The organism is Pseudoalteromonas sp. SG43-3 (assembly GCF_014164385.1).
GTDB classification, from domain to species: domain Bacteria; phylum Pseudomonadota; class Gammaproteobacteria; order Enterobacterales; family Alteromonadaceae; genus Pseudoalteromonas; species Pseudoalteromonas distincta.
This window is the reverse complement of the sequence record NZ_JACJFC010000001.1, coordinates 222,092-247,396: the sequence shown is the minus strand read 5'-3', so window position 1 is coordinate 247,396 and position 25,305 is coordinate 222,092. Positions and strand designations below refer to the sequence as shown.

The following is a 25,305-nucleotide window of genomic DNA, read 5'->3' as shown; positions in this document are numbered from 1 at the left end:
TGATTAATTAAAGATGAATTAATTTATACCAGCTCGGTATTTTTGAACAAGTTAAAAATTTTCATGCTAGGATCTGATTTTATTAAATTAAGTAAATTACTCTCTATGCCTGCCAGTTTATGTTTAATTATTGCCACCTTTTTATGGGGCAGCTCTTTTATTGCGCTCAAATACGCCATTGCTATTTACGACCCTGCATTGGTGATATTTTTACGCATGCTCACCACGTTAGTTTTGTCGCTTTGTTTATGGCGCTACGTTATTCGGTTTGAGTACTTAAAAGGTGACTGGAAGTATTTAGTGGGTATGTCGCTTGCTGAGCCTTGCTTATACTTTTTATTTGAAGGCCATGCAATGGAATACACATCAGCCTCGCAGGCTGGTGTTATTGTCTCTTGCTTGCCTATTATTATTGCGTTGCTTGCCTTTGTATTACTTAAAGAGCATATAAGCAAAGCCATTGTTGTCGGTTTTACGCTGTGTATAGGCGGCAGTATTTTACTTACGCTTCTTTCACCAAGTACCGACCAAGCACCTAATCCGTTACTAGGTAACTTTTTAGAGCTTATGGCTATGGTGTGCGCTGCATTTTATACCGTAAGTATTAAACATTTAGCTAATCGCTACTCGCCCCTGACTTTAATTGCGTTGCAAGGTATTAGCGGCAGCTTGTTTTTTGCGCCGTTTTTATTTTTTATCGACCTACCAAGCGAAAATCAACACGACTTAACTGCGCTCATGAGCATTTTGTATTTAGGCTCGTGTGTAACCCTTGGCGGCTACGGCATGTACAACTATGCAATTAGCAAGGTATCGGTATTAACCGCTGCTGCGTACTCTAATTTAATTCCTATTTTTACACTTATTTTGTCAGCTATTATTTTGGGCGAAGTGCTCAACGTTTGGCAATGGCTGAGCATATTTGTGGTATTTATTGGCGTAATGGTAAGCCAGCGCCATCAAGAACTCGTGGTTGATATACCGCTTAGTGAATCAGGCGAAGACATTTGCGCAGATACAAGCAACCTTAAATCAGTACCCGAGGCAAGCGAATCAAAAGGGTAACAGGTAAGCAAATACAGCCCAGGTGTTTGTAAAAATGAGTTTTGGGATTGATGAATAACCTCAATCCCCGTTACCTTATAATTTTGAATCACTCCACTTTGCAGCTGCAAAGTAAACGCCTCTCCCACTTTGGCGTTTTGTAAAAATGCAAAGTGGGTGTCGTTATGCCCAGCTATTAGCGCGCCCTTTTCGTTTCCAAATTCTTTTCCGCCCAGCTCCCCTGCAGGTAAAAATTGGCTAGGCGCAAACGCTAAATTACGACCACTCGCTCCAGCCAATACACTTAATGTTTTATTATGGCTTGGCCAATCAAGCTTTGCAGTCACGTAGCTGTCGGCGTAATACCACGGCTTTACTTTAGTGCCGGGTGATTTAAGCGCCTCTTGCCATGCTTGCTCAATTAATACTTGAGCAAGCCATGCTTTTGCCTGCATATAAGCACCGTGACCAAATAATCCAAGCCCAGCTATTAGTAAACCCGCGCTTAGCCACTTTTTCATTTACGTGCCCTGCTTAATTTAAATGATCGGTTTATTTTAAGGGCGCTAAATCCCAATAATAAAATACAGCCTAGTAATATATGTAACCTGCTTTGCCCATCGGTTTGCGGTAAACGCATTGCCATACCTTGTGGTACTGCATTAGTAGCTTGCGCCGTTTGCTCTGCCACTTCTTTTATTTGAGTTTGTTCAATCGCTATAAAAGCAGTAAACGGGCTAAGTAATTGATGAGTAAGCGCAAGCTCCTGTACTTCATCTTTAACTGTATTTTGCTCGTTGTATAAAAGTAATGACTTGATTTTTTGGCGCGCCCACAGTTTTGCTATACCTTGAGCGCTTGAGCTATTTTGTGTACTTAATTTAATACTTAAAGGCCCTTGTGCTGTTTGCCCAGCAAGTACCACATTTTTAGCATTATTAAGTTTTATGGCGACCATGATAGGCTCACCAAAATATAAATCAGGTAGTGGTGACGGCCAAAAATCTAAGCTGTTACCGCTTTCATCGCTTAGCCCCAAATTAGTAATAGCCGGATGTGCAAGCTTATCAAACAACTGCTGCATTTTAGGTTGCACCTCGCTTGTGCTGCCTATAAACGTAAATGAGCCTTTACCTATATCTGCCGCTCGGCGCATAAAAAAGCTATTCGGTGCGCTGCCAATACCCACTGTAAATAAGCGGCTATCGCCTAATTTACTTTGAATATTTTTAAATAATGCATCTTCATTACTTACGCTGCCATCAGTTAAAAATACAACTTGGCGCACAAAACCATCAAACTCGCTACCATCAAGTACGGCATTAAGCGCACCTTGTATTTCAGTGCCACCGTCGGCCTCTAGGCTATAAATAAATCGCTCTGCACGGCGTAAATTAAAGTCACTGGCTATAAGAGGTTTATCGCTCATTGGAGTTACTATGTTGTCAAAACCAATAATGTTAAAGCTGTCGTCGCTATCAAGTAATGAAAGTGCATAAAACAACGCTTTTTTAGCTTGCTCCATAGATTGCCCATGCATAGAGCCTGACGTATCAACTACAAATACCATTTCACGAGGTAAGCGCTGTGTTTGTGTGAAATGATCCCCTGGTGGCATTAGCATAGCAAGCCCGTATCGGTCACCATTTTCAAACTGCTGAGTAAAAAATGCGGCTTGAGCTTGCTCTTTTTGCAGCGGTTTAAACTCAAGTACAAAGTCGCGATTAACTGCATTTGTCTCATTTAACGCTATTTTATATTGTCCAAACGCGGTGTTTTGCACCTCAACATTGTGAAATTTAGAATTGATATCCACCAGCTCTAAGCCTACGTCTATATCTATGTTTAAGCTAAATTGGCTGCTTGGTACGTTATCATTTTGATTACTGCTTTTAATACTGTAAACAGGGCTTAACCATCCCGTTGGGAGTGAGTTAACGTGCGTTTGGTTCTGAGTATTAACCTCAACTTCACCACTAATCGCGTGATAACGCGGTGTAATGGTAGTAGGAAATCTAATAGCAAATGTGCCGCTGCTGTAATCAATTATTTCTTGATACTCAAGCTCAATAATTACTTGCTCACCAGGGCCAATATTTGCCACATTCGTAATAAACATATTGGCGCGTTGCTGGCGTACAAGGGCCGCTTGCTTACCTGCTTTTTTAGCCTCCTCGTATTTTTTTTCGGCCTCTACCTTTTTATCAATTTGGCCTTTAATGACTCGCTCACCTATACGCATAGTCATGGCATGTACGGCGCTTTCATCAGGCAATGGAAAAACGTAGCGCGCATTAACCGCAAACGGGTTTTCGTTTTGATAGGTTTGCGTGACTACAACATGATTAATCAGGCCAGTTAAGGTCATATTGGCGTCGCTTTTTAATATTATTGCTGGGCCTGCTGGCGCACCATTGCTATCAAAAAGCTCTAACTTGGGTGATTGCGCATGGCTTTTGAAGCTCGCTAACAGCACAATCGCTATGAATATAAAAATGCTTACTTTAGTAAGCATTTTGGTCGGTTTACTCAACATAAAATCACTCCATCGAACGCTTTGTTTTACTTAGATTCAGTTAGATTTAGTTACTCGCCGTTTGGCCATTTACTGGATTCATTGAGCGAGTGGTAAGCGTTACGCGTCTATCAAAAAAGTTATCTTCCACCGTGTTGCTGTTAGCCAATGTTTGCTGCTCGCCAAATGCCTGCGTGCTTAAACGTTTGTGGCTCACACCGTGCTTTATTAAATAGCTTTGCACGGCATTTACACGCGCTTTAGAAAGTAAAAGGTTGGCTTGCTCATCGCCGCGCTGATCGGCAAAGCCACTTAAATCAAGTGCGAGTTGTGGTTGGTTGTTTAACAAGGTAACGAGTTGGTCTAACTGCAGTGCAAAATGCGGGGCAATAACACTTGAACCTGTTTTAAATTGCACCGTCATCGCCAATAAGTTATTAATTTGAACTTGAGTTAACTGCTCATTTTGATTGGCAAGCACTTCTAGCTGTTGCTCTAACATATTGTTGTGGTTAAGCACGTGTTGGTAATCGCTGGTTTTTTCTTTCATAACCGTAATTGCACGCTCTTGCTCTGCAATTTTGTTATCAGCTACTTTTGAATCACCTATTAAACCACCGGCAAATGCCCCAATAAACGCGCCTATTGGCCCGCCTACTACGCCGCCAATAATAGCGCCTGCACCTAAACCAATAGCCGTTTCTTTATGGGCTTCTTTTGATGGCGTGTTAGATGTTGAGGCAATTGCTGGAGTACAAAAACTAGCAACGAGTGTTAATGCAATTAATGTCTTCTTCATGATTTGACCCTTAAACTTACTTTTTAATTTGTGATGTTTTGTTTTGATGGACCTATTAAAACAAGTTCAAGTGGCAACAAAGGGGATCAAAAATGGCAAACTGCTGAGCAATTGTGGCAAAAAAATGGCAATTGCCTTTTTAAGCGTACTTAGCTTAAAAACTTCGATATAGTGCACAGCAGAGCCGATAGGATAATGATTAAGATGAAAAAAATAGCCATCGTTGAAGATGAACCCGCAATCCGCGAAAACTACATAGAAATGCTGAGCGCACAGGGCTACCAAGTCAGTGGCTTTGCCGATCGCGCCAGCGCTGAAGCTGCATTTAAAAATGCCCTGCCCGATTTAGCCATTGTTGATATTGGCCTAGGCCATGAAATAGATGGTGGTTTTTTACTGTGCCAAACATTGCGATCGCTTTCTAAAACACTGCCTATTATTTTTTTAACCGCCCGCGATAGCGAAATAGATACCGTATGCGGCCTACGCATGGGCGCCGACGACTACCTAACAAAAGACATAAGCTTGGCTCACTTGGCTGCACGTATTGGTGCGCTATTTCGCCGAATGGAAGCACTTGAACAACCCGCTGATGCAAATGCACTCATAACACGCGGGCAGTTAACGCTCGACACGCAACGTATGCAGGTATTTTGGCAGCAACAATTAGTTGATTTAACCGTAACCGAGTTTTGGATGCTGCATTCACTCGCCCAGCGACCAGGCCATGTTAAAAGCCGTAACGATTTAATGAGCGATGCAAAAATTTATGTAGACGACAGCACTATTACTTCCCACGTAAAGCGTATTCGTAAAAAATTTATAGCACTCGACAGCTCCTTTGATTGCATAGATACCGTGTATGGCATGGGCTACAGGTGGGAACAATACTAATGCTACGATTTGGTCTACGCAGTAAATTTATATTACTTTCATGTTTTTTGTTTTTGCTACCGTGGCTTGGCTACGAGTACGTATGGGAAATGGAAAAGTTTTTACGCCAAGGCCAAGAAAAAACCCTCGTAGGCACCACTCGCGCACTTGCTACCGCATTACATGAGCGCCCTGCATTATTTGACGAGCAAACCAACTTTTTAGACCAAGTTGTAAAAGGTCGTGATTTATACGCTTATAATCTTAAAAACCCTATTCAGCTCGACGGTAAACTTAACGATTGGGACAGCTATCAACCGTTATTTTGGCACTACGACAAACGCTATTTACAAAAAACAGATAACAAACATCAAGCCAGTGACTTATCGTTTGATCATATGGTTGGCAAGTTTGATAACTACTTATACGCCGCATTTAAAGTAACCGACAATACCCTTATTTATCGCGCTAAAAATAGTTTAAGCATTACCAATAACGATTATTTACAAATTGGCTTAAAAACACCTGACGGCCAATTTAATACCTATATAATTGCGCCACGCCAAGATGGCTGGGTTAATGCGTTTGATGCAAATACCAAAGCCCCTTTTACAAAAATTCAGGGCTATTTTGAAAGTACCGAATCAGGTTATAACGTAGAGCTGCGCTTTCCTATTAGCATGCTGGGCAACAAACTTGGCTTTGCTATTGTTGACATTGATAGTAAAGAGGCATTGCTAGAGCCTAAAATAATGTCGACCTCAAACTTAAATAACCCAAACGATTTAGGCTCAGTATTAGTCCCTTCTCCAGAAATTAGCCGTATTTTAAAAGGTATGGGCCACAGTGGTAGCCGCATTTGGGTGGTTGATAACCATCATCGTGTACTTGCGCAATCGGGTACTATTCAAAATGCAGATGGCGTATGGGCTGATGGACTTGCTAACAAAGCACCTGAAACTTGGTGGCAGCGCTTTGAGCAAAATTACTTACACCCAATTTACTATAAAATATTAACGCGCCCCGAAAATGAGTTTTTAGATACCCTGCACGATGTAGCTTCTATGCAGGGCACACATTTAGCGAAAGCATTAAAAGGACAACCTGCATCGTCTTGGCGCTTAACTCCCGACAGCAAAGCCGTTATTTTATCGGCCGCTTACCCTATTTGGATTCAAGACCAAGTAATTGGCGCGGTAATAGCAGAGGAAACCACAAACGGCGTACGTACGCTGCGTAACAAGTCACTTGAAAAACTCTTTAACGTTATTTTAGCTGTGATGCTAATTGGTACTGTCACATTGTTCTTTTTTGCCTCACGTATATCGAACCGAATTAGGCGGCTGCGCGATACCGCTGAGCAAGCAATTGATGCACAAGGGCGTGTTACCGGCAGTATTAATTACAGCGATGCTAACGATGAAATTGGGGATCTGTCTCGTAGTTTTTCAAATATTGTAAGCCGACTTGGTGGCTATACCGATTACTTAGAAAATATGTCGTCACGGTTATCCCACGAGCTGCGCACGCCAGTTGCCGTAGTGCGCTCATCACTCGAAAACTTGCAAAGCTTGCCACAAAACGAGCTGAGTCAAAAATACCTCGACCGCGCCAGTGAAGGCGTTGAACGCTTAGGTAAAATAATAACCACCATGAGCGAAGCCACCCGCCTTGAGCAGAGTATTCAAAGCAACGAGTCTGAGCCTTTTGATTTACAAAAAGTAATAAATGGTTGCATGCAAGGCTACCAGCTTACTTACCCAAACCAGTTATTTACGCTTGATGTATGCCAAAGCAAATTACCTATGCAAGGTGCACCGGAGTTTATAGCCCAGCTGCTTGATAAACTTATTAGTAACGCGCTGGAGTTCAGCAAAGCCAATACGGCTATTAATGTAAGCCTTAAGCAGAGCGAAAATAAAGCAACATTAACAGTGAGTAATACTGGTCCTGCTTTACCTGAAGGACTCACTGAGCATATTTTTGACTCTATGGTGTCGGTACGTAGCCAGCAAATGCAGCAACAGCCACATTTGGGGTTAGGGCTTTATATTGTAAGGCTGGTGTGCGATTACCATAAAGGCAGTGTAACCGCGCAAAACAACGAGCAAGGTAATGGTGTAGTGTTTACCGTAACACTGCCGTTAGCTAATGGTTAGGGCTGTATTTATACCGTTATATTTGTACCGTTATATTTATAGCCCCAGCATTATATGCAAATAGTAAGTACGCAATAAGTTAAATTCAGCTGTATATTTTTAGTTAAAAAGAGCTACTTTAATTTACCTTAACTCCATATAAATTAACAAACAACCCCCTCTCATCCCTCAAAACCTGCCGGTTACAATTTAGTACAACTTCAAATGTAACTATTCACTTTTTATTCAGTCGAATGACCATACCCTACATCATATTAAAGTATTAAATTGAAGGAATACTCATGAAACCATCACTAGAGCGTGAAGAACTAGACTTTATTTTTGACTTATACAGGCCCTCTAAAAAGCCCAAGTCTGAAGAGGTAAAACCAAAAAACACCAATTACAAAGAGCTAAGAAAGCACGACGCGACTAAAAACCAAGGTGTATCGCACTACTTAGTCTAATTTTATTACGCTTGGGACTTCTCATGTTCTAAAAATGCTTTAATGCAGTTTATTTCTGCAAGTTTTACTTCTTCGCCTATTTCAGGGCCTTTTTTGCCATTTTTAAGTGCATCTTGCACTACTTGTTTCTTATCCATTTTTTGCAGTTCAGTATGAATTGCTCGCAGTTTAGCTGCTTGCGGGTATGGCTTATCGACCAGTGTTTCACCACGCCCTTGTGCATCGCATTGGCATGCTTGGGTAAACGCTATAAAACGTTCTGGGTGTACCAACGCATTTAAGTTAGTCACTATTAGCTTGTGAATGGTTTGCGGCCTTAACTGATCAACTGTATGGCAAAGGGTGTGATTATCACTGGTGAGTACACCAATATCGCGAAAACGGTTAGGCACTTTTAAGCGCTCACAAAACGCCTCAATAACTGCAACACCTTCGCGTTCGTGCCCACGTAGGTTTCCATGCTTTTTAAAACTAAGCGCTTTTCCAAAATCATGGGTAAGTGCAGCAAAACGTGCTTCTAAGTTAAAATTTAAATCGGCTGCACGCCTAAGTACCAACATAGTATGCACAAATACATCCCCTTCAGGATGATGGTTTGCCGGTTGCGGTACATTAACCATGCGCTCAAGTTCTGGAAAAATACCTAAACCTTGCAGTGCTTCAAAATAAAGCTCAGGGTGCTTTTCACCCAGTGCTTTTTCAGTTTCAAGCCACACGCGCTCAGGTACTAAATGATTTAGCTCACCTTTATTTTTAAGCTCGCGCATTAATGCATAGGTACTTGGGTGAATACGCCAATCGCTGCCATAGCGCGCTAAAAAACGGGCAATACGCAGTACTCGAACAGGGTCTTCTACAAATGCCTCAGTGGTGTGGCGCAGTGTTTTATTTTGTAAGTCAGTTTGGCCATTAAACGGGTCAATAATATTACCGTGTTCATCAAGCGCCATTGAATTTATGGTCAAATCACGCCTTGCTAAATCTTCTTCTAGCGTAACGGTTGGGCTGGCATCAACCACAAAGCCAGTATAGCCTTTGCCACTTTTACGCTCTGTGCGCCCCAGTGCGTATTCTTCTTTTGTTTTTGGGTGTAAGTAAACCGGAAAGTCACTACCTATTGGCACAAAACCAAGCGATTCCATCGTTTTTGGTGTTTCCCCAATCACTACATAGTCGTTATCTTTTGATTTTATATTTAGCAGTTTGTCGCGCACTGCACCGCCAACGAGGTAAACTTGTTTTAAGTTACTTTTCACTTTATTCCCAATAACACTTGCCCAATTGTTTGACGCTAATCATATCATTAATTAAAAAATTCTGCGGTATTTGCCAAGCTTAAGTAAGCTCATTACAATGGCGCATTATTTTTAGCTATAGCCTCATAATTAATGAAAAACCATTCATCAAAAAAAGAACTCATGTTACTACCCATTTTATTAGTGGTTATTTTGATGTGTGTGGCGGGTCACTTTTTACTACAAGCAAATTTTCAAGACAGTAATTTGGTTGAATACATGTTGGCAGCACTGCCGTTTGCTATGTTTGGGTTGGTTATTGTGGCGTTTAAAATGGCGGCTAAAAGCGAAAAGGATGAACAAAACAAGCAGGACTCTTAATCCTACTCTGTTTTAGCTACTTATTATAATTTAAAGTATGTGATAGCCAAACCAGTCTGGCTTTATCGGCTGCGATATACCGCTAGGCGTGAGCTTAATGTTTAGCTGGCTGTCGAGTAAATCAATGGCAAAGCAATCGTCCACATCATGTAAATCATCTTTATGAATATGACTAAGCCCTGCGAGCAAATCGTTTTTAGCACGCTCTTTAGCTTCATGGCTACTGCTTGCAACATACAGTGCAAAGTCATGTTGCTCAGCCATTGAATCACTTCTGTAAGCGCCTAAATTTACAAAATAGAGTTGTTTATTTTGCTCCACATAGCTATCAACAACTTCTACTTTAAAGCCATCAATATGATTAATTGCCATGTAGCTATCCATGTGAACACTACTTCTGTCTCCTACCCACTGGCTTTTTAACTTTGAGTAGGTTTGCTCTATATTCTCCCCTACTACAAAACGAATATCATGCATTTCAATGTGGCAACCTTGAATCCGGCCACCTAAATACACCATAAATAACTGCATGCTTTTCCTTAACCTAAATTATCAACATCAATATTATGCTTTTTAATCAACTTATAAAAATCTGAGCGATTGCGCTTGGCAAGCTTAGCGCCTTCAGCTACGTTACCACCTGCCATTTTTAAAGTGTTAATTACATAGTCGCGCTCAAACTCTTTTTTAGCGTCGTTTAGTGATAATGGTTCTACGTTTGTTTCGTTACTATTTAGCGCAGCTAACACTAAATGCTCTGAAATAACATCGCTTGGCGTTAATGCTACAACCTGCTCTACTACGTTTTGTAATTGGCGGATATTACCTGGCCAGTCGTAACGTACAAGCGCATGCATAGCATCGCTTGCAAAGTGTTTTTCAGTTTGGTTCATGCGCTTAGCAATGCTTGCACTAAAGTGCTGTGCTAATAAGCTTATATCTTCGCGGCGCTCACACAGTGGCGGTAATTTTAAATTAACTACGTTTAAGCGATAGTATAAATCTTCTCTAAATTGCTGGTTTAAAATAGCTTCAGGAAGATTTTTATGTGTTGCCGACACTATGCGTACATCAATTGCTACCTCTTCTTGAAAACCTACTGGGCGAATTGTTTTTTCTTGTAATACGCGCAGTAACTTAACCTGTAAGTTAAGCGGCATATCGCCAATTTCGTCTAAAAATAACGTGCCACCCTGTGCTTGTTGAAACAAACCTTGGTGATCTTTAATTGCACCCGTAAACGAGCCTTTTTTATGACCAAATAATTCGGACTCTAAAAGCTCCCCTGGTACAGCACCGCAGTTAATTGCAACAAAAGGGCCACCGCTTGCATGGCTATGCTGATGAATCGCCTGTGCGAGTAATTCTTTTCCAGTACCACTAGCCCCCGAAATAAGTACATTAACTTGCGTTGGCCCAAGTAGTTTTACTTGCTCTAACAAGTGCAGCATTGCACCACTGCGCGTAACTATATTACTTTTAGGTGCAGCTTCATCGGCGTTAACACCATGAATTTCTATCGCTTTTGCAAGGCTGTCAAATAGCTCATCTTTATCCACTGGTTTAGTTATGAATGCAAAAATGCCCTGCTTAGTTGCCTCTACTGCATCAGGAATTGAGCCGTGCGCTGTCATCATAATGACAGGTAATGCAGGGTAGCGGCTTTGCAGCTGACGATGCAGTGCCATACCATCCATTTCATCCATGCGTAAGTCGGTTATTACGGCGTCAAACACTTGGCTTTTAAGTATTTGTAGTGCGGTTAAGCCGCTTTCGCAGGTTGTTACTTCGTATCCTTTTGATTCAATACGAATAGCGAGCAGTTTTAATAAGCTAGCGTCGTCGTCTACGAGTAATACTTTTGCACCTTGTACTTTAGTTGCGGCCATCGTTACTGCTCCTTCGTTTCTTCTCGTAGTAAAAGTTGCTGCTCAATCGTTGCTAACGATGAGAGGGTTTCTTGCATTTTATTATTAAGTGCTTGCTGCTCTTTTTTAGCATTTATTTGCATAGTTACTTGCTGCTTTTGAAGCCATAAATATTGCTTTATGTCATCAGGCCAAAAGTAAGCAAGATCGAGCTTTAGCAACTGAGTCATTACCGTATTTGGATCATTATTTATGTTTAAGCACATAAATTTAAAAAAGCGTTTAAGCTCGTTTTCGCCTGTAAAAACATTTTTGCTAGGTACCAATTTAAACCCGCCACACTGATTAGCGTGCCATGCAATAACTTGCTCTGCAGGAGGATAGCTTGGTTCAATTTTTGGTCTAGGTTTTGGACTAGGGTTACTGTTTTTGTCGGTCGTTTTTTTTGTATCGACCACAGGTGCAGGTGTATTTGACACACGCTCTTCTTGCCCATTATTAATTTCACAACCTGATATAACCATGCTGCTACTGAGCACACATAAAATAGCGATTAAACGCAAGCGCATGTTAATTAACTCCTAGATTTTTTGTTATGGGAATTTTAATTGAAAACCGGCAACCATGTGGCTCGTTATGCTCAACACTAAGTGTACCTCTTAGCTGTTCAACAGACTCTTTTACAATAGTTAAACCCAGCCCACTGCCTTGCAGCGTAACATTTTTACTGTGTTTACCTTGATAAAATGCGCTGAAAATTTGAGTTTTTTCTTGCTCTTTAATACCGCACCCTTTATCAAGTACAACGATACAAAGCTGGTTTTGCTCAAGCGCTAAATTAATAGTAACGCTTTGCTTATCTTCTGAAAATTTTAAGCCATTTGAAATAAGCTGAATTAAAATCATCTCAATAAGCTCACTAGGTAAAGCAAGCGGTTTGTTAGGTAAAGTATTTTGCCACTGCAGAGCTTGCTGACGCGCAGTTAAGCGATGCTCAAAATGGCTATTAATTTTATTAATAAGAAGACTAAATTCAACTTCGCTTAGGCTATCTTTACTGGTGCGAATAGCATTATAACTCAGCAAGCTGTCAATCATTGTACGAAGGCGCACCATAGATTGGCTAATAAGCTCAAGCACTGCTTTTTGCTCAGCGGTAATTGGACCTACTATTTCATCAGTTAATAAGTCAGTGCCTTCGACCATTGAAGCAAGCGGCGTTTTTAGCTCATGAGTTACATGGCGTAAAAAAGTATCTTTTTGCTGCTCAAGCATATGTAGTTGCTCTTGCACCCACTGAAGCTTTTCTCCTAGCTCAACAAGCTCAGCTGAACCTTTCACAGATATTTTTTGCTGCCAATGCCCCTGCCCAAGCTTATCAATAACCGTAGTTAACCCTTTTAGCCGCCCACTTATGCGCCATAAAAAACCTCCCCCAACAATTAAAGTCAGTGGAATAAGTGCCACCAGCCAATTTATAAATGACGCTTGCAGGCTTGTAAGCTCTTTTTGGTTATTGGTAATTTGCGCTTCGTTTTTATCACGTAACCATAAAGTAAGCTCAGCAACTAAATCGCTCACTGGCACAAATAGCTCAGCTTGCTGTTGTTTTTTCTCAACAAGCTCTACATGCGCGGTTTGTAAGGTGGTATATAAGCGTTGCCATTGGTTGATATACTCTTTATTCGTGTTTACAAATTTAAGCTCATCAATGCTTTGTAGGGATGATTGCCATTTATCAACAATGAGCTTATCTAGCGATTCACTTTTTAATACCCAGTTTTGTCTAGTGGCGCGTTCAAGACTGTTGAGTTCTTGCTTTAAAGTGTTAAACGATTTAGTAACTTGGTAGTTGCTACTCACAATACTTTGAGTAACCGCTAATTGCTTATTAAGCGCATTTAAAAATACGATCACCACTATAGAAAGCGGCAGTAACGAAAGCAGCATACTCATTGCAAATTGCCCAATTAAATTAGGCCGCCAGTTAAGCATTGCTTGGTATTTTTTAGCTATGGTTGCTGGCATTTCGTTTAGTCCTTTTAAGTTAAGCGTTCTATTATTAAGTGCTTACCTTATACACTAGCTGAACCAGCAATTATATTTAATACGATTAACAGCCAGCACTACAAAACAATGTGTCGCCAAATAGAGACAACGTAACTCGTTGATTTTAATAAACTCCCTTTTAACCCCATTAAATAGTGTTGCAAAAGGCGCACAAAAATTACAATAAACCCAGTAAAAACTTCTCACTGGCTTAAAGCTAAAACAATAACCAATTGAAAAATAACAACAATTATTATTGGCACCATTTTTGTAATAGGAGTAATAACTTTAATCAATAAGGAAATAATTATGAACAAACGCATTTTAGTAATTTCATCATTACTGGCTTTAGGCTTTTTAGGCGCTAATGCACACGCAATGGACGTTCACGCGACTTTTAACGAACTTGATAAAGACAGTAACGGCACATTAAGTGAAGCCGAAGCAGGTGAAGATGCTGTGTTACACGAGAATTTTTCTCAAATTGATACTAATCAAGATGGGCAATTGTCGCTAGATGAATTCAAAAAATTTATTCAATAAACTCATTTAATAAGGAACGTGATTATGAAACAACTTATAGCCGCTTTTTCATTAATGTTTTTAGCAATTAGTGCCACCGTAATTGCATCGCCAACAAATGTGCGTTTTGCCCACTTAGATAAAGACATGGACGGACAAATATCAATTGCAGAAGCAAAGGAAGATAAGGAAGTAATGAGACAATTTGCCGACTTAGATGAAGACGGTGATGAAAAAGTCTCAAAAAAAGAATTTGAAAGCTTTAAACCTTAATGAGTAATTACTGATTAAGCTTTACTTAAGCTTGTTATAGGTAAACTGGAATTAAAAGCATTTGCCATAATCCCTGAGGGAGTGTGTAAAAGGATTTAATGTTGGGAGTTAAATTACGGCAAGTGCTTTTTCCTTTTCACTTTATTTTAGCCACAAACTTTAAATACATCTTTTGGAAGGAACACCATGAAGATACTTCCCCTTATTATAAGCATCTTAATGCTATTAAGCTTTGATGCCGCTGCACTTGATGTAAAGCAACGCTTTGATCACCTCGATAGCGACAAAAGTGGCTATTTAACGCATGACGAACTTGATCCCCAACCACAACTATTAAACACATTTGTAAAATGGGACAAAAACCAAGATAACCAAATTTCGTTAATCGAATTTAAAAATTACCTTACCAATAATCTCTACTGAGTATTTTTCATGAAAAAAACAAGCTATATAGCGCTTTTTGCGTTTAGTATTTTTAGCACATTAGGCTTTGCTGCAAGCAACAATGTTGCAGAGCAATTTGAAAAACTTGATAGAAACCAGGATGGTTTTTTAACACGTTCAGAAACCGCTGTAGACCCCGCTTTGTGGTCTCGATTTTCAAGCTATGATCAAGACAAAGACGGCAAGCTAACGCTAAGTGAATACAGTTTATATGCAAGTAAGTAGTCTTATAGCTAGGTACACAAACACCTAGCTTATTATATTTATACTATTAATTACGTTCAGACTTTATTTTTAGAACAATGCGCTAAGTACTCTGCATCAGTAGGTTTTGGGCTCACCATAAAATCCATTTTGAGATAAGTTAGAATCGGTTGCTTACTCGTATTTTCAACTGTCGGTTTCCAGCGCCATAAACCCACAGCAGCTGCCGCATCAATATCAAACACGCCCTCAGGGTAAGACGAGACAACCTTATACCCTTGGACTTCACCTTGTGAATTAATTAACATAGCAAACTCAACACAGCCTTAAATACTTTTCTTTGCAGCTTCTATCTGACATCGCGGCTCAACTCTTTTAGCAACATCCCAGTATTCACCTACCTTACTTCGCAGTTCAGGACTTGATAAATCAATAAAACTCGGCATTTCATCGTTTACTTGTTTATCAGACATTGAGCTACAGGCTGTCAGCATCATGCTCAAGGGAGTAATAAATAGAGAGCTTTCATAGCATTCCCTTATTAATTCGTTATAAATAATTTTTTAAGTAGTTGCATCAATTACCTGTGCACCACCAAAGTGAGATATATAAATACTCCACTTAAAATCTTATGACTTTCTTCTTTCTCCCGTTATTTGAAATGCTTCGCCAGCCGGACAATTCTTTAAATATTTTTCACCTACTGGTTTTGAGTCAATAGTGAAATCAATTCTAATATGAGTAAGAACAGGCTGTTTAGCTACATTTACGTTAGTAGGCAACCAGGCCCATGTACTTAAAGATTGAGCTGCGGCTTCATCAAATAACCCTTTAGGATATGAGGAGGTTACTTTATATCCTTGCGCCCTACCCTCAGAATTAATGATAGTCATGAGTTCTACACAACCTGCAAGACCTTTTTTTGCAGCAGCTATTGGATATTGTGGTTCTGTTCTTGTTAAAATATTCCAATAGTCTTTCACCCTATCGCGCAGCTCAACACTTGATAAATCTATATAATCTAGCTTTTCAACAGTTTCCTCTGTCGTAGGTGTTGCTCCACATGCCGCAAGTAATGAAGTTAATGGGAGTAATAAATAGAGGGCTTTCATAGCGTTTCCTTATGCTTTATTGATTGTTTTACATACTAAATAATCACATCAATTACCTATTTTGTAAACAGTTAGTAAAGAGAAAAACCTTATAATGAGGCCTATCAATTCATTGGTATTATAAAATCAAGTTTGTTAATGTAAGTAAATTAACAATGAAAATTAAGTAACCATGTCGCTCAAAAAAATAATCAAACCACTCATACTAGCCAGCCTTTGCGCTAGTTCTAGTTACACTCTTGCACAAACAAAAGTAATTTATAATGCCAACGGTTATACCCCTTTATATCAAGGTGAAGTACAGCAGTTTACTACCCTCGTTATTAAAAATGGCAAGGTAGTAAAACTAGGTAGCGATACACTTAAAGATAGCTACCCAGATGCCAAGCTAATTGACGCGCACGGTAATACCTTATTACCAGGCTTAATTGATGCTCATGGGCACGTTATTGGCCTTGGCGATAATTTATCGCAACTTGATGTACGCGGTGCAGAATCGGTTGATGAAGTAACGAATAAACTAAAAGTATTTGCCGATAACAAACAAGGTTGGATTATAGGGCGAGGTTGGAACCAAGAGCTTTGGGCTGATACACGCTTTCCTACTGCTAAAGATTTAGACAAAGTAGTTAACGATCGACCTGTGGTGCTTTCTCGAGTTGATAGCCATGCCATTTGGGTTAATTCAAAAGCGCTCGAACTTGCAGGTATTACCGCCCAAACAAAAGCACCTGAAGGCGGTGAGATAATTAAAGACGAATTTGGCAATCCTACGGGTATTTTTGTAGACAAAGCAGAATCGCTAATTACCCAGCATATGCCAGCCCCTTCAAAACAAGATATAAGTGACTCACTAGATGCAGCAGGTAAACATTTATTAAGTTTAGGCATTACCTCTACTCACGATGCAGGTATTGATAAAACCACATGGGAGGTTTATAAAGAGCGCGGCGACCTTGGTAATTTACCACTGCGTATTGTGGCAATGTTAAGTGGTGCAAGCCCTGATTTAGACACAATGTTAAAGGCAGGCCGATACCACGACAAAAATGACTTTATGGAAATTCGCAGTGTTAAAGTTTACGCCGATGGCGCACTGGGCTCTCGTGGTGCAGCACTTATTGAAGAATATGCAGACAGACCTGGTCACCATGGTTTAATGCTTGAAACGCAAGAGAAACTCGAAGCACTCTTTACACAAAGCTTTAAAAGCGGCTTTAGCGCAAATACTCACGCCATTGGCGACAAAGCAAATAAAGTAGTACTTGATGCCTATCAAAATGTGTTTAAAAAAACGGGCGGTATATTACTGCGAAACCGAATAGAGCACGCCCAAATTGTAACCCCTGATGATATCCCTCGCTTTAAAGCGTTAAAAATAATCCCTTCAATGCAGCCGGTGCATGCCACTTCTGATATGCATATGGCAGAGCAGCGTTTAACTGAAAAACAACTAAGCGGCGCCTACGCGTGGCAAACATTTTTACAGCAAGGTTCGGTTGTTGCAGCGGGCTCTGATTACCCTGTAGAGCTTGCAAATCCATTTGATGGTTTGTATTCAGCCATCACACGCATGGATCATAACAAACTACCGGAAAACGGCTGGCGTGCAAGTGAAGTACTAAGCCGCGAAGATGCATTACGTGCATTTACTCTTGGCGGCGCCTATGCAGCTCATCAAGAATTTAAGGTGGGTAGTTTAGAAAAAGGTAAATGGGCCGACTTTATTTTAATTGATAAAGACTACTTTAAAGTGCCTGTTGAGGAGATATACAAAACAAACGTACTGCAAACATGGGTAGCAGGAATAAAGCGATACGAAAAAACTAAGACAGAAAATACCACCGAAAAATAAAACTAAAAAAGGGTTAACGCAAGTTAACCCTTTTTGGTTGTGTAGGAAGGCACTTTTAGCTAAACATGTTTTTCACATCTTTTAGCATGTCGTTGTACTCATCACTTGTGAATAGCTGCATAGACGGTATAACGCCTTTGTCTATATACGTTTGCAGCGCTGCAGACTTATCAGAAACCTGTAACGTGCCCTCTAAAATAGCCCCTACTCGAATAAAATCCACGTAACTTACTTTTTCAGGTTTGTAACTTGGGTCAGCCCAGCTCTGAGCTACATCAACAAACTCTTTAGGGAATTCCCACGCTTGCATAATAGATGAGCCAACCTTTCCGCTAAGCTTTTGAATTGCATGAGCCAAAAAGCTTGGATTAGCAAATACCTCTGGGTGGCGCTCAGCTTCAGTTAAAATTGGTAATACACCAATATTATAAACAAGTGCGGCGAGTGTAATAGAATCGCGGTTAAGTGACGTGTGCTTACTATTTTTTAAATAAAACTCCATAAGTGATATTGAATGGCTAGCAACGGTTAATGTTTTTTGCCATGCCTTACCCATGTAGCCTTTAATTAGCTCATTATTTGATACAAATAATTGTTCCATAGCCATAGCTGTAGCAATGTTTTTAATTTGACGTAATCCAATACGAGTCACTGCTTGTTGTAAATTAGATACTTTTACAGAACGTCCCATAATCGCACTATTAGCTACTTTTATCATACGAGCTGAAAGCGCTGGATCTTGTGAGATTACATCTGACATTTGGATTAAATTCACATCTGGGTTATCTGCAGCTTGGCGAACCTTAATTGCTACTTCAGGTAGCGTTGGTAAAACCAACGTATCGTTATTTATTCTATCGACTAGAATCGTTAATAAAGCGTTTTCTGTAGACATAAAGCTGCCATCCTTTTGTGTTCAGCCTGTAAAGTAACTGCAAACTCAGGCAGTTAATTTTCGTATTAGTAATATAATTAGTATTGTCTAACTTACCGATAAAGTTAAGAAAATTATAGAAGTTTATTTTTATTTATAATGCTTTACCGCTCATGCTTGCCTTACAACGCCAAATACTTGCTATTTACCATTTAGTTTTGCTTTAATGCACTCACAATAAGGAAGCGTTTGTACATACTTAATATTTTAACTAAAGCAGTACAAATTATTAAACTTACTTTTTAACAGGCAATATAATGATCTTAAATAAAATTAGCCAAGCAATTATGCTCTCTGGTGTTGTTTTTCTTAGCGCATGTTCTGAACAAGCGCCGTCTTCTACCGACAACACAGCCGTAGAGCTTGCTCAAAAAAGCAGTGCACAGTCAGGCCCTAAGCTTATTAATGCAGATAAACAACGTTTAGATATTTACACCGACTTTAGCTTACAAAGTGATTTATCGCACTTAAGCGATAATCAACGAGCAATGGTTGCAAAGCTTATTGACGCTTCAAAAATAATGGATGAGTTATTTTGGAAGCAAGCATTTGGTGAAAATAAAGATGCTTTTTTAGCAAAACTAAACGATGAAAAAGTACGTAAATTTGCTGATATTAACTATGGTCCATGGGATCGTTTAAATGGTGATGAAGCATTTTTATCCAGCTATAAAGAAAAACCTCTTGGCGCACAGTTTTACCCTGCTGATATAACCAAAGAAGAGTTAAACAATGCAGACGTTGAAGATAAAACAGGGCTTTATTCTGTAATTAAGCGTGATGAGCAAGGTAAGCTTTACAGCGTGCCTTATTCAAAAGAATACGCTGATGAGCTTGCAAAAGCCGCTGATATTTTACGTGATGCAAGCAAACTTGCTGACGATAAAGAATTTGCTAACTATCTAAACTTGCGTGCCGATGCTCTACAAAAAGATGACTTTCAAGTATCTGACTTTGCTTGGATGGATATGAAAAATAACCCAGTAGATGTGGTTATTGGTCCAATTGAAACTTATGAAGATCAATTATTTGGTTACCGCGCAGCTTATGAATCTTACGTACTTATTAAAGATTTAAAATGGAGCGAACGCTTAGCTAAGTTTGCAGCATTTTTACCTGAACTTCAAAAAGGCTTACCTGTAGATGCTAAGTACAAACAAGAAGTACCAGGCTCTGACGCCGACCTAAATGCATATGATGTTGTTTACTACGCTGGGCATTCAAACGCGGGTAGTAAAACAATAGCAATTAACTTACCAAACGATGAGCAAGTACAGCTAGAAAAAGGAACTCGTCGTCTGCAACTTAAAAACGCAATGCGTGCTAAATTTGATAAAATTTTAGTGCCAATTTCAGAGCAGTTAATTGTACCAGAGCAGCGTAAACACATTACTTTTGACGCATTTTTTGCCAATACGATGTTCCATGAAGTGGCTCACGGTTTAGGTATTAAAAATACAATCACAGGTAAAGGTACTGTTCGTCAATCACTACAAGAACACGCAAGTGCACTTGAAGAAGGTAAAGCCGATATTTTAGGTCTATACATGATTGAACAGTTACTTAAAAAAGGCGAAATTACTGAAGGCACTATTGAAGATTATTACACCACCTTCATGGCAGGTATATTCCGCTCAGTTCGTTTTGGCGCATCAAGCGCGCATGGTAAAGCAAATATGATCCGCTTTAACTTTTTTGCTCAAGAAGGTGCTTTTTCTAAAAATGAAGAAGGCTTATACCGCGTTAATATGGAAAAAATGAGCATTGCAATGGCCAAGCTTTCTCGCTTAATTTTAACCTTACAAGGTGATGGCGATTACGAAAAAGTAGATCAACTAATTGCAACGCATGGCGACATTAAAGAAGAACTTGCTAAAGACTTAGAAAAACTAAGCAAAGCTAATATCCCTGTAGATGTAACATTTAAGCAAGGTAAGGAAGTACTAGGGCTTAAATAAGTTTAGTTAAACTTAGTTAAACCCTAAAAAAGCGTTGCAGCTTAAAACTGCAGCGCTTTTTTTAGCTCTGTGATTTGTAGATCTGTATAAGGCACTGCTGGGTGTTTACCCCATATTGGCGCAGGCCATGCAGCATCACTCGTAAAACGCGCAATATGATGAATATGTAATTGCGGCACCATATTACCTAAAGCCGCTATGTTTAATTTATCAGGTTTAAATACATCCATTAATAATTTACTTAGCTTGGCTGACTCTTTTAAATAAACAATTTGATCATCCTCAGATAAATCAATTATCTCTTTTAAGTTAGCCTGCCTAGGCACTAATACAAACCACGGATACAAGCTGTCGTTCAATAAAAGTACTTTACACAACGGCCAATCGGCAAGTTCTATACAGTCGCGTTTAAGTTCTGGCGCTAGTTTAAATTCAGGGTGAGTCATTGCTATGTCCTACTTTGTCTTTGATAATCGCCACTTTATAGCATTTAGTTGCAGTTGCACACGCTTGGCTTTACCATCAAAGCAATATTTATAATAAGCTAAGGCAACCTTGTGCTAAAAAAAATAAAACACCTCTCACTAGCTATACCGTTAATGGTTGGCGCTATTAGTGTTCAAGCAAAACCTTTATCGCTGGAGCGAATTTTTGACGATCCGAGCCTTTCTGGTAAATCACCTGTACAACTTAAATTTTCGCCTGACGGCAGCCGTGTAACTTACCTACAAGGCAAAAGCGATGACTACAACCGCTACGATTTATGGGAATACAATCTAAAAGATAACACCAACCGTGTGCTAGTTGATTCGGCAAAGTTATTTTCAGGCCCAGAAAACCTATCAGATGAAGAAAAAGCACGCCGCGAACGCCAACGTATTTTTGGTAAAGGCATACTTGAATACAAATGGTCTAAAGATGGCAAAGCACTTTTATTCCCACTCAATGGTGACCTTTATTATTACGATTTAGCCTCAGCTAAAAGTAAAAAACTAACCGACACTGAAGCATTTGAAACCGATGCACGCTTTTCACCTAAAGGTAACTACGTATCGTTTATTCGAGAGCAAAACCTTTATGCTTTAGAGCTTGAATCAGGTAAAGAGATTCAGCTTAGTAAAGATGGCGGCGGCGTAATTAAAAATGGTATGGCCGAATTTGTTGCTCAAGAAGAAATGAGCCGTATGACAGGTTACTGGTGGTCAGGTGATGAAACTAAAATTGCCTATACCCGCGTTGACGAAACCCCTGTAAAAGAAGCTATCCGTAACGAAATTTACGCTGATGAAGTTAAATTATTTAACCAGCGCTACCCGTTTACAGGTACCGATAATGTTAAAATTCAACTTGGTGTGGTTAAGCTAAACGACCAAAAAGTAGATTGGATTGATTTAGGTAAAGATGAAGACATTTACATTGCACGCGCTAAATGGCTAAAAGACGGCAATACACTTTCGTACCAATGGCAAAATCGCTCGCAACATAAATTAGAACTGCGTTTTTATAACAGCGAAACTAAAGCCCAAAAAGTAGCGCTGACCGAAAATAGCGAAACGTGGATTAACCTACATTTTGATCTTGAGTTTTTAAAAGACAAAAAACACTTTGTATGGGCATCTGAGCGCGACGGCTTTAAACATTTATATCTGTATCGTACAAACGGTCAACTTGTTCGCCAGATTACCTCAGGTGACTGGGCTGTTGATAGCTTAAAAGGTATTGATGAGAAAAAAGGCATTGTGTATTTTGCCGGTCGAAAAGATACACCGCTTGAAAGCCATTTATACAGCGCGCCTTTATTTAAAAAAGGCGATTCTAAACGTATTACCGAAAAAGGTCAGTACCACAATGTTGTGCTAGCAAAGGACAATAAAACCTTTATCGATAATAGCTCGTCTGATAATAAACCAAACTCAGCAGCACTTCGTAAAGTAAACGGTGAATTTATTACCTGGCTTGAAGAAAATAAGCTTGATAGTAGCCACCCCCTTACTCCTTATTTAAGCGACTTAACAAAACCAGAATACGGCACAATTAAAGCCGATGATGGTCAAGTTATGCATTACCGTTTATTTAAGCCTAGCACCATTGCTGATGGCAAAAAGCACCCTGTTATTGTTAACGTATACGGCGGCCCGCATGCTCAACGAGTGACGAATAGCTGGCGCAGTAAAAACTTGTACTTTCAGTACATGGCGCAACAAGGTTACGTAATTTTTCAACTGGATAACCGTGGTTCGTACAACCGTGGTAAAAAGTTTGAAGATGCTATTTATAAACATTTAGGTGTGGTTGAAGTTGCCGATCAAATTAAAGGCGTAGAGTTTTTACGTACACTTGATTACGTTGATCCACAACGCATCGGTGTTTATGGCCACAGCTACGGCGGCTACATGGCACTTATGACTATGTTTAAAGCGGGCGATTACTTTCAAGCCGGCGTATCAGGTGCTCCAGTAACCGATTGGGCTCTATACGATACACATTACACAGAGCGTTATTTAGGTCACCCCGATACAAATGCTAAAGGCTATGAAGACAGCGCAGTATTTCCATATGCTGATGGCTTAAAAGGCCCATTAATGATTTACCATGGAATGGCTGATGACAACGTATTGTTTACGCATTCAACTAAGTTGTTTAAACAACTGCAAGATAACGAAAAGCAGTTTGAAATGATGACCTACCCAGGCTCTAAGCACAGCCTACGCGGTAAACAAGTGCAAACACACTTACATCAAACAATTACAAACTTCTTTAATCGCCATTTTGACGTTAAATAAGCAAGTAAAGTAATAACAGACTAAAGGCTGATTGATAAATCAGCCTTTTTTTTGCATTAATAGGCGTTAAGCCTAGATTAAACTCTTTTTTTAGCTACGCTTATTCTATGCGCTAAAGCGCACACTTTTTGAGGATAAATGTATGCCTAATCTACGAAGTTTTAGTATATCCCAGCGTTTTTCACTGTTAATAGCCATCGTTGTATTTGGACTAATAATACTTAGTATATCGAGCCTAACTCATCAATATAGTTCGCTAAAAGACGAGCAATACATAAAAACACAAAATGTAGTAGAAACGGCGTACAGTATAATCGAGCACTATTATGCGCTTGAACAAGATAACACTCTCACTCAACAACAAGCTCAATCACAAGCACTTAATGCAATAAAAGCACTGCGCTACGACAAAACCAATTACTTTTGGATTAACAATTACCAGCCAACAATGGTTATGCACCCTATAAAACCTGCGCTTGATGGAAAAGATTTAACTAATAACAAGGACCCTGACGGCAAAGCATTGTTTGTTGATATGGTAAATATAGTTAAACGCTCTGGCGAGGGATTTATCCCTTATAAATGGCCAAAACCAGGTAAAGATAAACCGGTTGAAAAAATCGCATTTGTTAAAGGTTTTAATCAATGGCAGTGGATTATTGGCTCGGGTGTTTACCTTGATTCAATTGACGAAGCATTTAGCGAGCAACGTAACCTTATAGTCATCAGTGCAATAATTATGATTATTGCTGTTATTTTACTTAGTTACTTTATAGGTAAGAGTATTTTAATACCGACTCGCTTAGCAGCCGATATGATGAAAGACATTTCTCAAGGCGAAGGCGATTTAACCCGTAAATTAAATGAATCCGGTAATGATGAAATATCTGAACTATCACGTTCATTTAATTTATTTGCTCTAAAAATGCGAGAGTCACTTGTTCATGTAGCACAAAGTGCAAACGATGTAAGCGAACATGCGCATACAGTTGACGACTCAAGTAGAACAAGCCACTCATTTATTGAGCTTCAAAACGATAGTTCAACCCAAGTTGCAGCTGCAATGGAGCAAATGACTCACCAAATACACGATGTGAGCCGTAACGCTGAAGCCGCAGAGCAAGCAGCTAAGGATGCAGCACAAAATGCATCAACGGGTAAAAATGTGGTTGCGCAAACAATTACAGCAATAGAAACGCTCTCAAGCAACATTGAAACAGTAAGCCGTGTAACAGAAGATTTAGCCAACGAGAGCCATAATATAGGCTCTGTGCTTGATGTAATAAGAAGTATATCGGAGCAGACAAACTTACTGGCATTAAACGCTGCCATTGAGGCTGCTCGCGCAGGAGAGCATGGTCGAGGATTTGCTGTTGTTGCAGATGAAGTAAGAACACTGGCCAGTCGTACAGGGCAAAGTACTGACGAAATTCAAACCATGATCACTAAACTACAAGAAGGTGCAAAAGCAGCAGTAGAAGCAGTTAAATCAAGCCAAGCACTTTCAGTTTCTACCGTAGAGCAGGCGTCATCAGCCAATACTTCACTTAATGAAATAGAACGACTTGTTTCAATTATTACCGAAATGAACAGCCAAATAGCACGTGCCACAGAACAACAAACGCAAGCTGCCGACGAGGTTAATTTGCGTATTAATGAGCTATCTCAATCAACTGAGCAATCATTAAATAATACTAAGCAGCTTACCGATGCCAGTGATAACCTCAAACAAAGTAGCGAAGGTCTTTCGAGCGTAGTTAATCGTTTTAAATTAGATTAATCGATAGCGTTCTCATAAAATGCAAAAGCCCTGAATTAACAGGGCTTTTTTATTACATGTAAGTTTTTAGC

26 protein-coding genes are annotated in these 25,305 nt (G+C 39.7%); 13 read left to right on the top strand and 13 right to left on the bottom strand.

Annotated elements, in window-relative coordinates:
- Positions 1-105: 105 nt before the first annotated feature.
- Complete coding sequence (locus H5157_RS01225) at positions 106-1,065, top strand: DMT family transporter (RefSeq protein ID WP_024597327.1); 960 nt, start codon at positions 106-108, stop codon at positions 1,063-1,065.
- On the opposite strand, the gene H5157_RS01220 is transcribed toward H5157_RS01225, so the two are convergent.
- From H5157_RS01220 to pdsO, 3 genes are read right to left on the bottom strand one after another with little or no spacing between them, the layout of a single operon-like run.
- The gene (locus H5157_RS01220) at positions 960-1,565 is read right to left on the bottom strand and encodes a class GN sortase (protein ID WP_182673329.1); all 606 of its coding nucleotides are present in this window, start codon (positions 1,563-1,565) and stop codon (positions 960-962) included. The two genes, H5157_RS01225 and H5157_RS01220, sit on opposite strands and share 106 nt — an antisense overlap.
- Positions 1,562-3,580, bottom strand: coding sequence for a marine proteobacterial sortase target protein (locus tag H5157_RS01215; protein WP_182723962.1), 2,019 nt, complete (start codon positions 3,578-3,580; stop codon positions 1,562-1,564). The genes H5157_RS01220 and H5157_RS01215 overlap by 4 nt, the downstream gene beginning before the upstream one ends.
- 46 nt (positions 3,581-3,626) lie before the next feature.
- Complete coding sequence (pdsO, locus tag H5157_RS01210) at positions 3,627-4,358, bottom strand: sortase-associated OmpA-like protein PdsO (protein WP_007377011.1); 732 nt, start codon at positions 4,356-4,358, stop codon at positions 3,627-3,629.
- Positions 4,359-4,562: 204 nt separating this feature from the next.
- Here pdsO and pdsR point away from each other — a divergent pair, with 204 nt between their 5' ends.
- The 3 genes from pdsR to H5157_RS01195 all read left to right on the top strand — a co-directional run bounded on the left by pdsR (position 4,563) and on the right by H5157_RS01195 (position 7,836).
- On the top strand, positions 4,563-5,252 hold the full coding sequence (gene pdsR / locus H5157_RS01205; RefSeq protein WP_182721372.1) for a proteobacterial dedicated sortase system response regulator: 690 nt from the start codon (positions 4,563-4,565) through the stop codon (positions 5,250-5,252).
- A complete protein-coding gene (pdsS, locus tag H5157_RS01200; RefSeq protein WP_182695729.1) occupies positions 5,252-7,390 on the top strand; it encodes a proteobacterial dedicated sortase system histidine kinase in 2,139 nt (712 codons plus the stop codon). The genes pdsR and pdsS overlap by 1 nt, the downstream gene beginning before the upstream one ends.
- Positions 7,391-7,671: 281 nt before the next feature.
- Positions 7,672-7,836, top strand: a complete 165-nt coding sequence (locus H5157_RS01195; RefSeq protein ID WP_182196201.1) for a hypothetical protein — start codon at positions 7,672-7,674, stop codon at positions 7,834-7,836.
- A gap of 5 nt (positions 7,837-7,841) precedes the next feature.
- Here the strand turns inward: H5157_RS01195 and H5157_RS01190 are convergent, their stop codons facing one another.
- Positions 7,842-9,092 carry a multifunctional CCA addition/repair protein gene (locus H5157_RS01190; RefSeq protein ID WP_182721371.1) on the bottom strand — a complete coding sequence of 417 codons (1,251 nt, stop codon included), beginning with the start codon at positions 9,090-9,092 and terminating at the stop codon, positions 7,842-7,844.
- A gap of 132 nt (positions 9,093-9,224) precedes the next feature.
- Between H5157_RS01190 and H5157_RS01185 the strand changes: the two genes are divergently transcribed.
- On the top strand, positions 9,225-9,452 hold the full coding sequence (locus tag H5157_RS01185) for a hypothetical protein (protein WP_182692551.1): 228 nt from the start codon (positions 9,225-9,227) through the stop codon (positions 9,450-9,452).
- Between the two features lie 30 nt (positions 9,453-9,482).
- Here H5157_RS01185 and H5157_RS01180 read toward each other — a convergent pair whose 3' ends face one another.
- The 4 genes from H5157_RS01180 to H5157_RS01165 are packed head-to-tail and all read right to left on the bottom strand — an operon-like array spanning position 9,483 to position 13,348.
- Entirely contained in the window at positions 9,483-9,983 is a 501-nt protein-coding gene (locus H5157_RS01180; protein ID WP_002961636.1) for a DUF1543 domain-containing protein, read from the bottom strand.
- Positions 9,984-9,991: 8 nt separating this feature from the next.
- Positions 9,992-11,341 carry a sigma 54-interacting transcriptional regulator gene (locus tag H5157_RS01175; protein WP_182723961.1) on the bottom strand — a complete coding sequence of 450 codons (1,350 nt, stop codon included), beginning with the start codon at positions 11,339-11,341 and terminating at the stop codon, positions 9,992-9,994.
- Positions 11,342-11,343: 2 nt separating this feature from the next.
- Positions 11,344-11,889 (bottom strand): hypothetical protein, encoded by a 546-nt coding sequence (locus H5157_RS01170; RefSeq protein WP_182723960.1) that lies wholly within the window; start codon positions 11,887-11,889, stop codon positions 11,344-11,346.
- Between the two features lies 1 nt (position 11,890).
- Entirely contained in the window at positions 11,891-13,348 is a 1,458-nt protein-coding gene (locus H5157_RS01165; RefSeq protein ID WP_182723959.1) for a sensor histidine kinase KdpD, read from the bottom strand.
- Between the two features lie 330 nt (positions 13,349-13,678).
- Between H5157_RS01165 and H5157_RS01160 the strand changes: the two genes are divergently transcribed.
- The 4 genes from H5157_RS01160 to H5157_RS01145 all read left to right on the top strand — a co-directional run bounded on the left by H5157_RS01160 (position 13,679) and on the right by H5157_RS01145 (position 14,833).
- On the top strand, positions 13,679-13,912 hold the full coding sequence (locus H5157_RS01160; RefSeq protein WP_002961641.1) for an EF-hand domain-containing protein: 234 nt from the start codon (positions 13,679-13,681) through the stop codon (positions 13,910-13,912).
- A 24-nt stretch (positions 13,913-13,936) separates the two neighbouring features.
- Positions 13,937-14,164 (top strand): hypothetical protein, encoded by a 228-nt coding sequence (locus H5157_RS01155; RefSeq protein WP_024597597.1) that lies wholly within the window; start codon positions 13,937-13,939, stop codon positions 14,162-14,164.
- A gap of 186 nt (positions 14,165-14,350) precedes the next feature.
- Complete coding sequence (locus H5157_RS01150; protein ID WP_033021630.1) at positions 14,351-14,587, top strand: calcium dependent protein; 237 nt, start codon at positions 14,351-14,353, stop codon at positions 14,585-14,587.
- Positions 14,588-14,596: 9 nt separating this feature from the next.
- Positions 14,597-14,833 carry a calcium-binding protein gene (locus tag H5157_RS01145; RefSeq protein ID WP_002961647.1) on the top strand — a complete coding sequence of 79 codons (237 nt, stop codon included), beginning with the start codon at positions 14,597-14,599 and terminating at the stop codon, positions 14,831-14,833.
- Between the two features lie 56 nt (positions 14,834-14,889).
- Here H5157_RS01145 and H5157_RS20835 read toward each other — a convergent pair whose 3' ends face one another.
- The 3 genes from H5157_RS20835 to H5157_RS01135 form a co-directional block, all read right to left on the bottom strand.
- Positions 14,890-15,120 (bottom strand): energy transducer TonB, encoded by a 231-nt coding sequence (locus tag H5157_RS20835; protein ID WP_240915857.1) that lies wholly within the window; start codon positions 15,118-15,120, stop codon positions 14,890-14,892.
- Between the two features lie 18 nt (positions 15,121-15,138).
- The gene (locus H5157_RS20830; protein WP_240915858.1) at positions 15,139-15,285 is read right to left on the bottom strand and encodes a hypothetical protein; all 147 of its coding nucleotides are present in this window, start codon (positions 15,283-15,285) and stop codon (positions 15,139-15,141) included.
- A gap of 156 nt (positions 15,286-15,441) precedes the next feature.
- Positions 15,442-15,924, bottom strand: coding sequence for an energy transducer TonB (locus H5157_RS01135; protein WP_024597594.1), 483 nt, complete (start codon positions 15,922-15,924; stop codon positions 15,442-15,444).
- A 172-nt stretch (positions 15,925-16,096) separates the two neighbouring features.
- On the opposite strand from H5157_RS01135, the gene H5157_RS01130 reads away from it, so the two are divergent.
- Entirely contained in the window at positions 16,097-17,779 is a 1,683-nt protein-coding gene (locus H5157_RS01130; RefSeq protein WP_182723958.1) for an amidohydrolase, read from the top strand.
- A 55-nt stretch (positions 17,780-17,834) separates the two neighbouring features.
- Here H5157_RS01130 and H5157_RS01125 read toward each other — a convergent pair whose 3' ends face one another.
- Positions 17,835-18,674, bottom strand: a complete 840-nt coding sequence (locus H5157_RS01125; protein WP_039485043.1) for an HDOD domain-containing protein — start codon at positions 18,672-18,674, stop codon at positions 17,835-17,837.
- A 296-nt stretch (positions 18,675-18,970) separates the two neighbouring features.
- On the opposite strand from H5157_RS01125, the gene H5157_RS01120 reads away from it, so the two are divergent.
- Positions 18,971-20,671, top strand: coding sequence for a dipeptidyl-peptidase 3 family protein (locus H5157_RS01120; protein WP_182723957.1), 1,701 nt, complete (start codon positions 18,971-18,973; stop codon positions 20,669-20,671).
- Positions 20,672-20,712: 41 nt separating this feature from the next.
- Here the strand turns inward: H5157_RS01120 and H5157_RS01115 are convergent, their stop codons facing one another.
- Positions 20,713-21,117: an HIT domain-containing protein gene (locus tag H5157_RS01115; RefSeq protein WP_024597591.1), complete on the bottom strand. Its 405-nt coding sequence runs from the start codon at positions 21,115-21,117 to the stop codon at positions 20,713-20,715.
- A 111-nt stretch (positions 21,118-21,228) separates the two neighbouring features.
- On the opposite strand from H5157_RS01115, the gene H5157_RS01110 reads away from it, so the two are divergent.
- Together H5157_RS01110 and H5157_RS01105 are read left to right on the top strand one after the other, a co-directional pair.
- The gene (locus tag H5157_RS01110) at positions 21,229-23,454 is read left to right on the top strand and encodes a S9 family peptidase (protein WP_182723956.1); all 2,226 of its coding nucleotides are present in this window, start codon (positions 21,229-21,231) and stop codon (positions 23,452-23,454) included.
- Between the two features lie 142 nt (positions 23,455-23,596).
- Complete coding sequence (locus tag H5157_RS01105; protein WP_154903475.1) at positions 23,597-25,234, top strand: methyl-accepting chemotaxis protein; 1,638 nt, start codon at positions 23,597-23,599, stop codon at positions 25,232-25,234.
- Positions 25,235-25,305 lie beyond the last annotated feature (71 nt).

Coding starts and splice junctions, on each gene's coding strand:
- pdsS (WP_182695729.1), top strand. CDS start 5,252: ATGCTACGATTTGGTCTACGCAGTAAATTTATATTACTTTCATGTTTT.
- H5157_RS01185 (WP_182692551.1), top strand. CDS start 9,225: ATGAAAAACCATTCATCAAAAAAAGAACTCATGTTACTACCCATTTTA.
- H5157_RS01175 (WP_182723961.1), bottom strand. CDS start 11,341: ATGGCCGCAACTAAAGTACAAGGTGCAAAAGTATTACTCGTAGACGAC.
- H5157_RS01220 (WP_182673329.1), bottom strand. CDS start 1,565: ATGAAAAAGTGGCTAAGCGCGGGTTTACTAATAGCTGGGCTTGGATTA.
- H5157_RS01170 (WP_182723960.1), bottom strand. CDS start 11,889: ATGCGCTTGCGTTTAATCGCTATTTTATGTGTGCTCAGTAGCAGCATG.
- pdsO (WP_007377011.1), bottom strand. CDS start 4,358: ATGAAGAAGACATTAATTGCATTAACACTCGTTGCTAGTTTTTGTACT.
- H5157_RS01125 (WP_039485043.1), bottom strand. CDS start 18,674: ATGTCTACAGAAAACGCTTTATTAACGATTCTAGTCGATAGAATAAAT.
- H5157_RS01105 (WP_154903475.1), top strand. CDS start 23,597: ATGCCTAATCTACGAAGTTTTAGTATATCCCAGCGTTTTTCACTGTTA.
- H5157_RS20830 (WP_240915858.1), bottom strand. CDS start 15,285: ATGTCTGATAAACAAGTAAACGATGAAATGCCGAGTTTTATTGATTTA.
- H5157_RS01195 (WP_182196201.1), top strand. CDS start 7,672: ATGAAACCATCACTAGAGCGTGAAGAACTAGACTTTATTTTTGACTTA.
- H5157_RS01135 (WP_024597594.1), bottom strand. CDS start 15,924: ATGAAAGCCCTCTATTTATTACTCCCATTAACTTCATTACTTGCGGCA.
- H5157_RS01160 (WP_002961641.1), top strand. CDS start 13,679: ATGAACAAACGCATTTTAGTAATTTCATCATTACTGGCTTTAGGCTTT.
- H5157_RS20835 (WP_240915857.1), bottom strand. CDS start 15,120: ATGTTAATTAATTCACAAGGTGAAGTCCAAGGGTATAAGGTTGTCTCG.
- H5157_RS01225 (WP_024597327.1), top strand. CDS start 106: ATGCCTGCCAGTTTATGTTTAATTATTGCCACCTTTTTATGGGGCAGC.
- H5157_RS01215 (WP_182723962.1), bottom strand. CDS start 3,580: ATGTTGAGTAAACCGACCAAAATGCTTACTAAAGTAAGCATTTTTATA.
- H5157_RS01145 (WP_002961647.1), top strand. CDS start 14,597: ATGAAAAAAACAAGCTATATAGCGCTTTTTGCGTTTAGTATTTTTAGC.
- H5157_RS01180 (WP_002961636.1), bottom strand. CDS start 9,983: ATGCAGTTATTTATGGTGTATTTAGGTGGCCGGATTCAAGGTTGCCAC.
- H5157_RS01130 (WP_182723958.1), top strand. CDS start 16,097: ATGTCGCTCAAAAAAATAATCAAACCACTCATACTAGCCAGCCTTTGC.
- pdsR (WP_182721372.1), top strand. CDS start 4,563: ATGAAAAAAATAGCCATCGTTGAAGATGAACCCGCAATCCGCGAAAAC.
- H5157_RS01120 (WP_182723957.1), top strand. CDS start 18,971: ATGATCTTAAATAAAATTAGCCAAGCAATTATGCTCTCTGGTGTTGTT.
- H5157_RS01115 (WP_024597591.1), bottom strand. CDS start 21,117: ATGACTCACCCTGAATTTAAACTAGCGCCAGAACTTAAACGCGACTGT.
- H5157_RS01150 (WP_033021630.1), top strand. CDS start 14,351: ATGAAGATACTTCCCCTTATTATAAGCATCTTAATGCTATTAAGCTTT.
- H5157_RS01165 (WP_182723959.1), bottom strand. CDS start 13,348: ATGCCAGCAACCATAGCTAAAAAATACCAAGCAATGCTTAACTGGCGG.
- H5157_RS01155 (WP_024597597.1), top strand. CDS start 13,937: ATGAAACAACTTATAGCCGCTTTTTCATTAATGTTTTTAGCAATTAGT.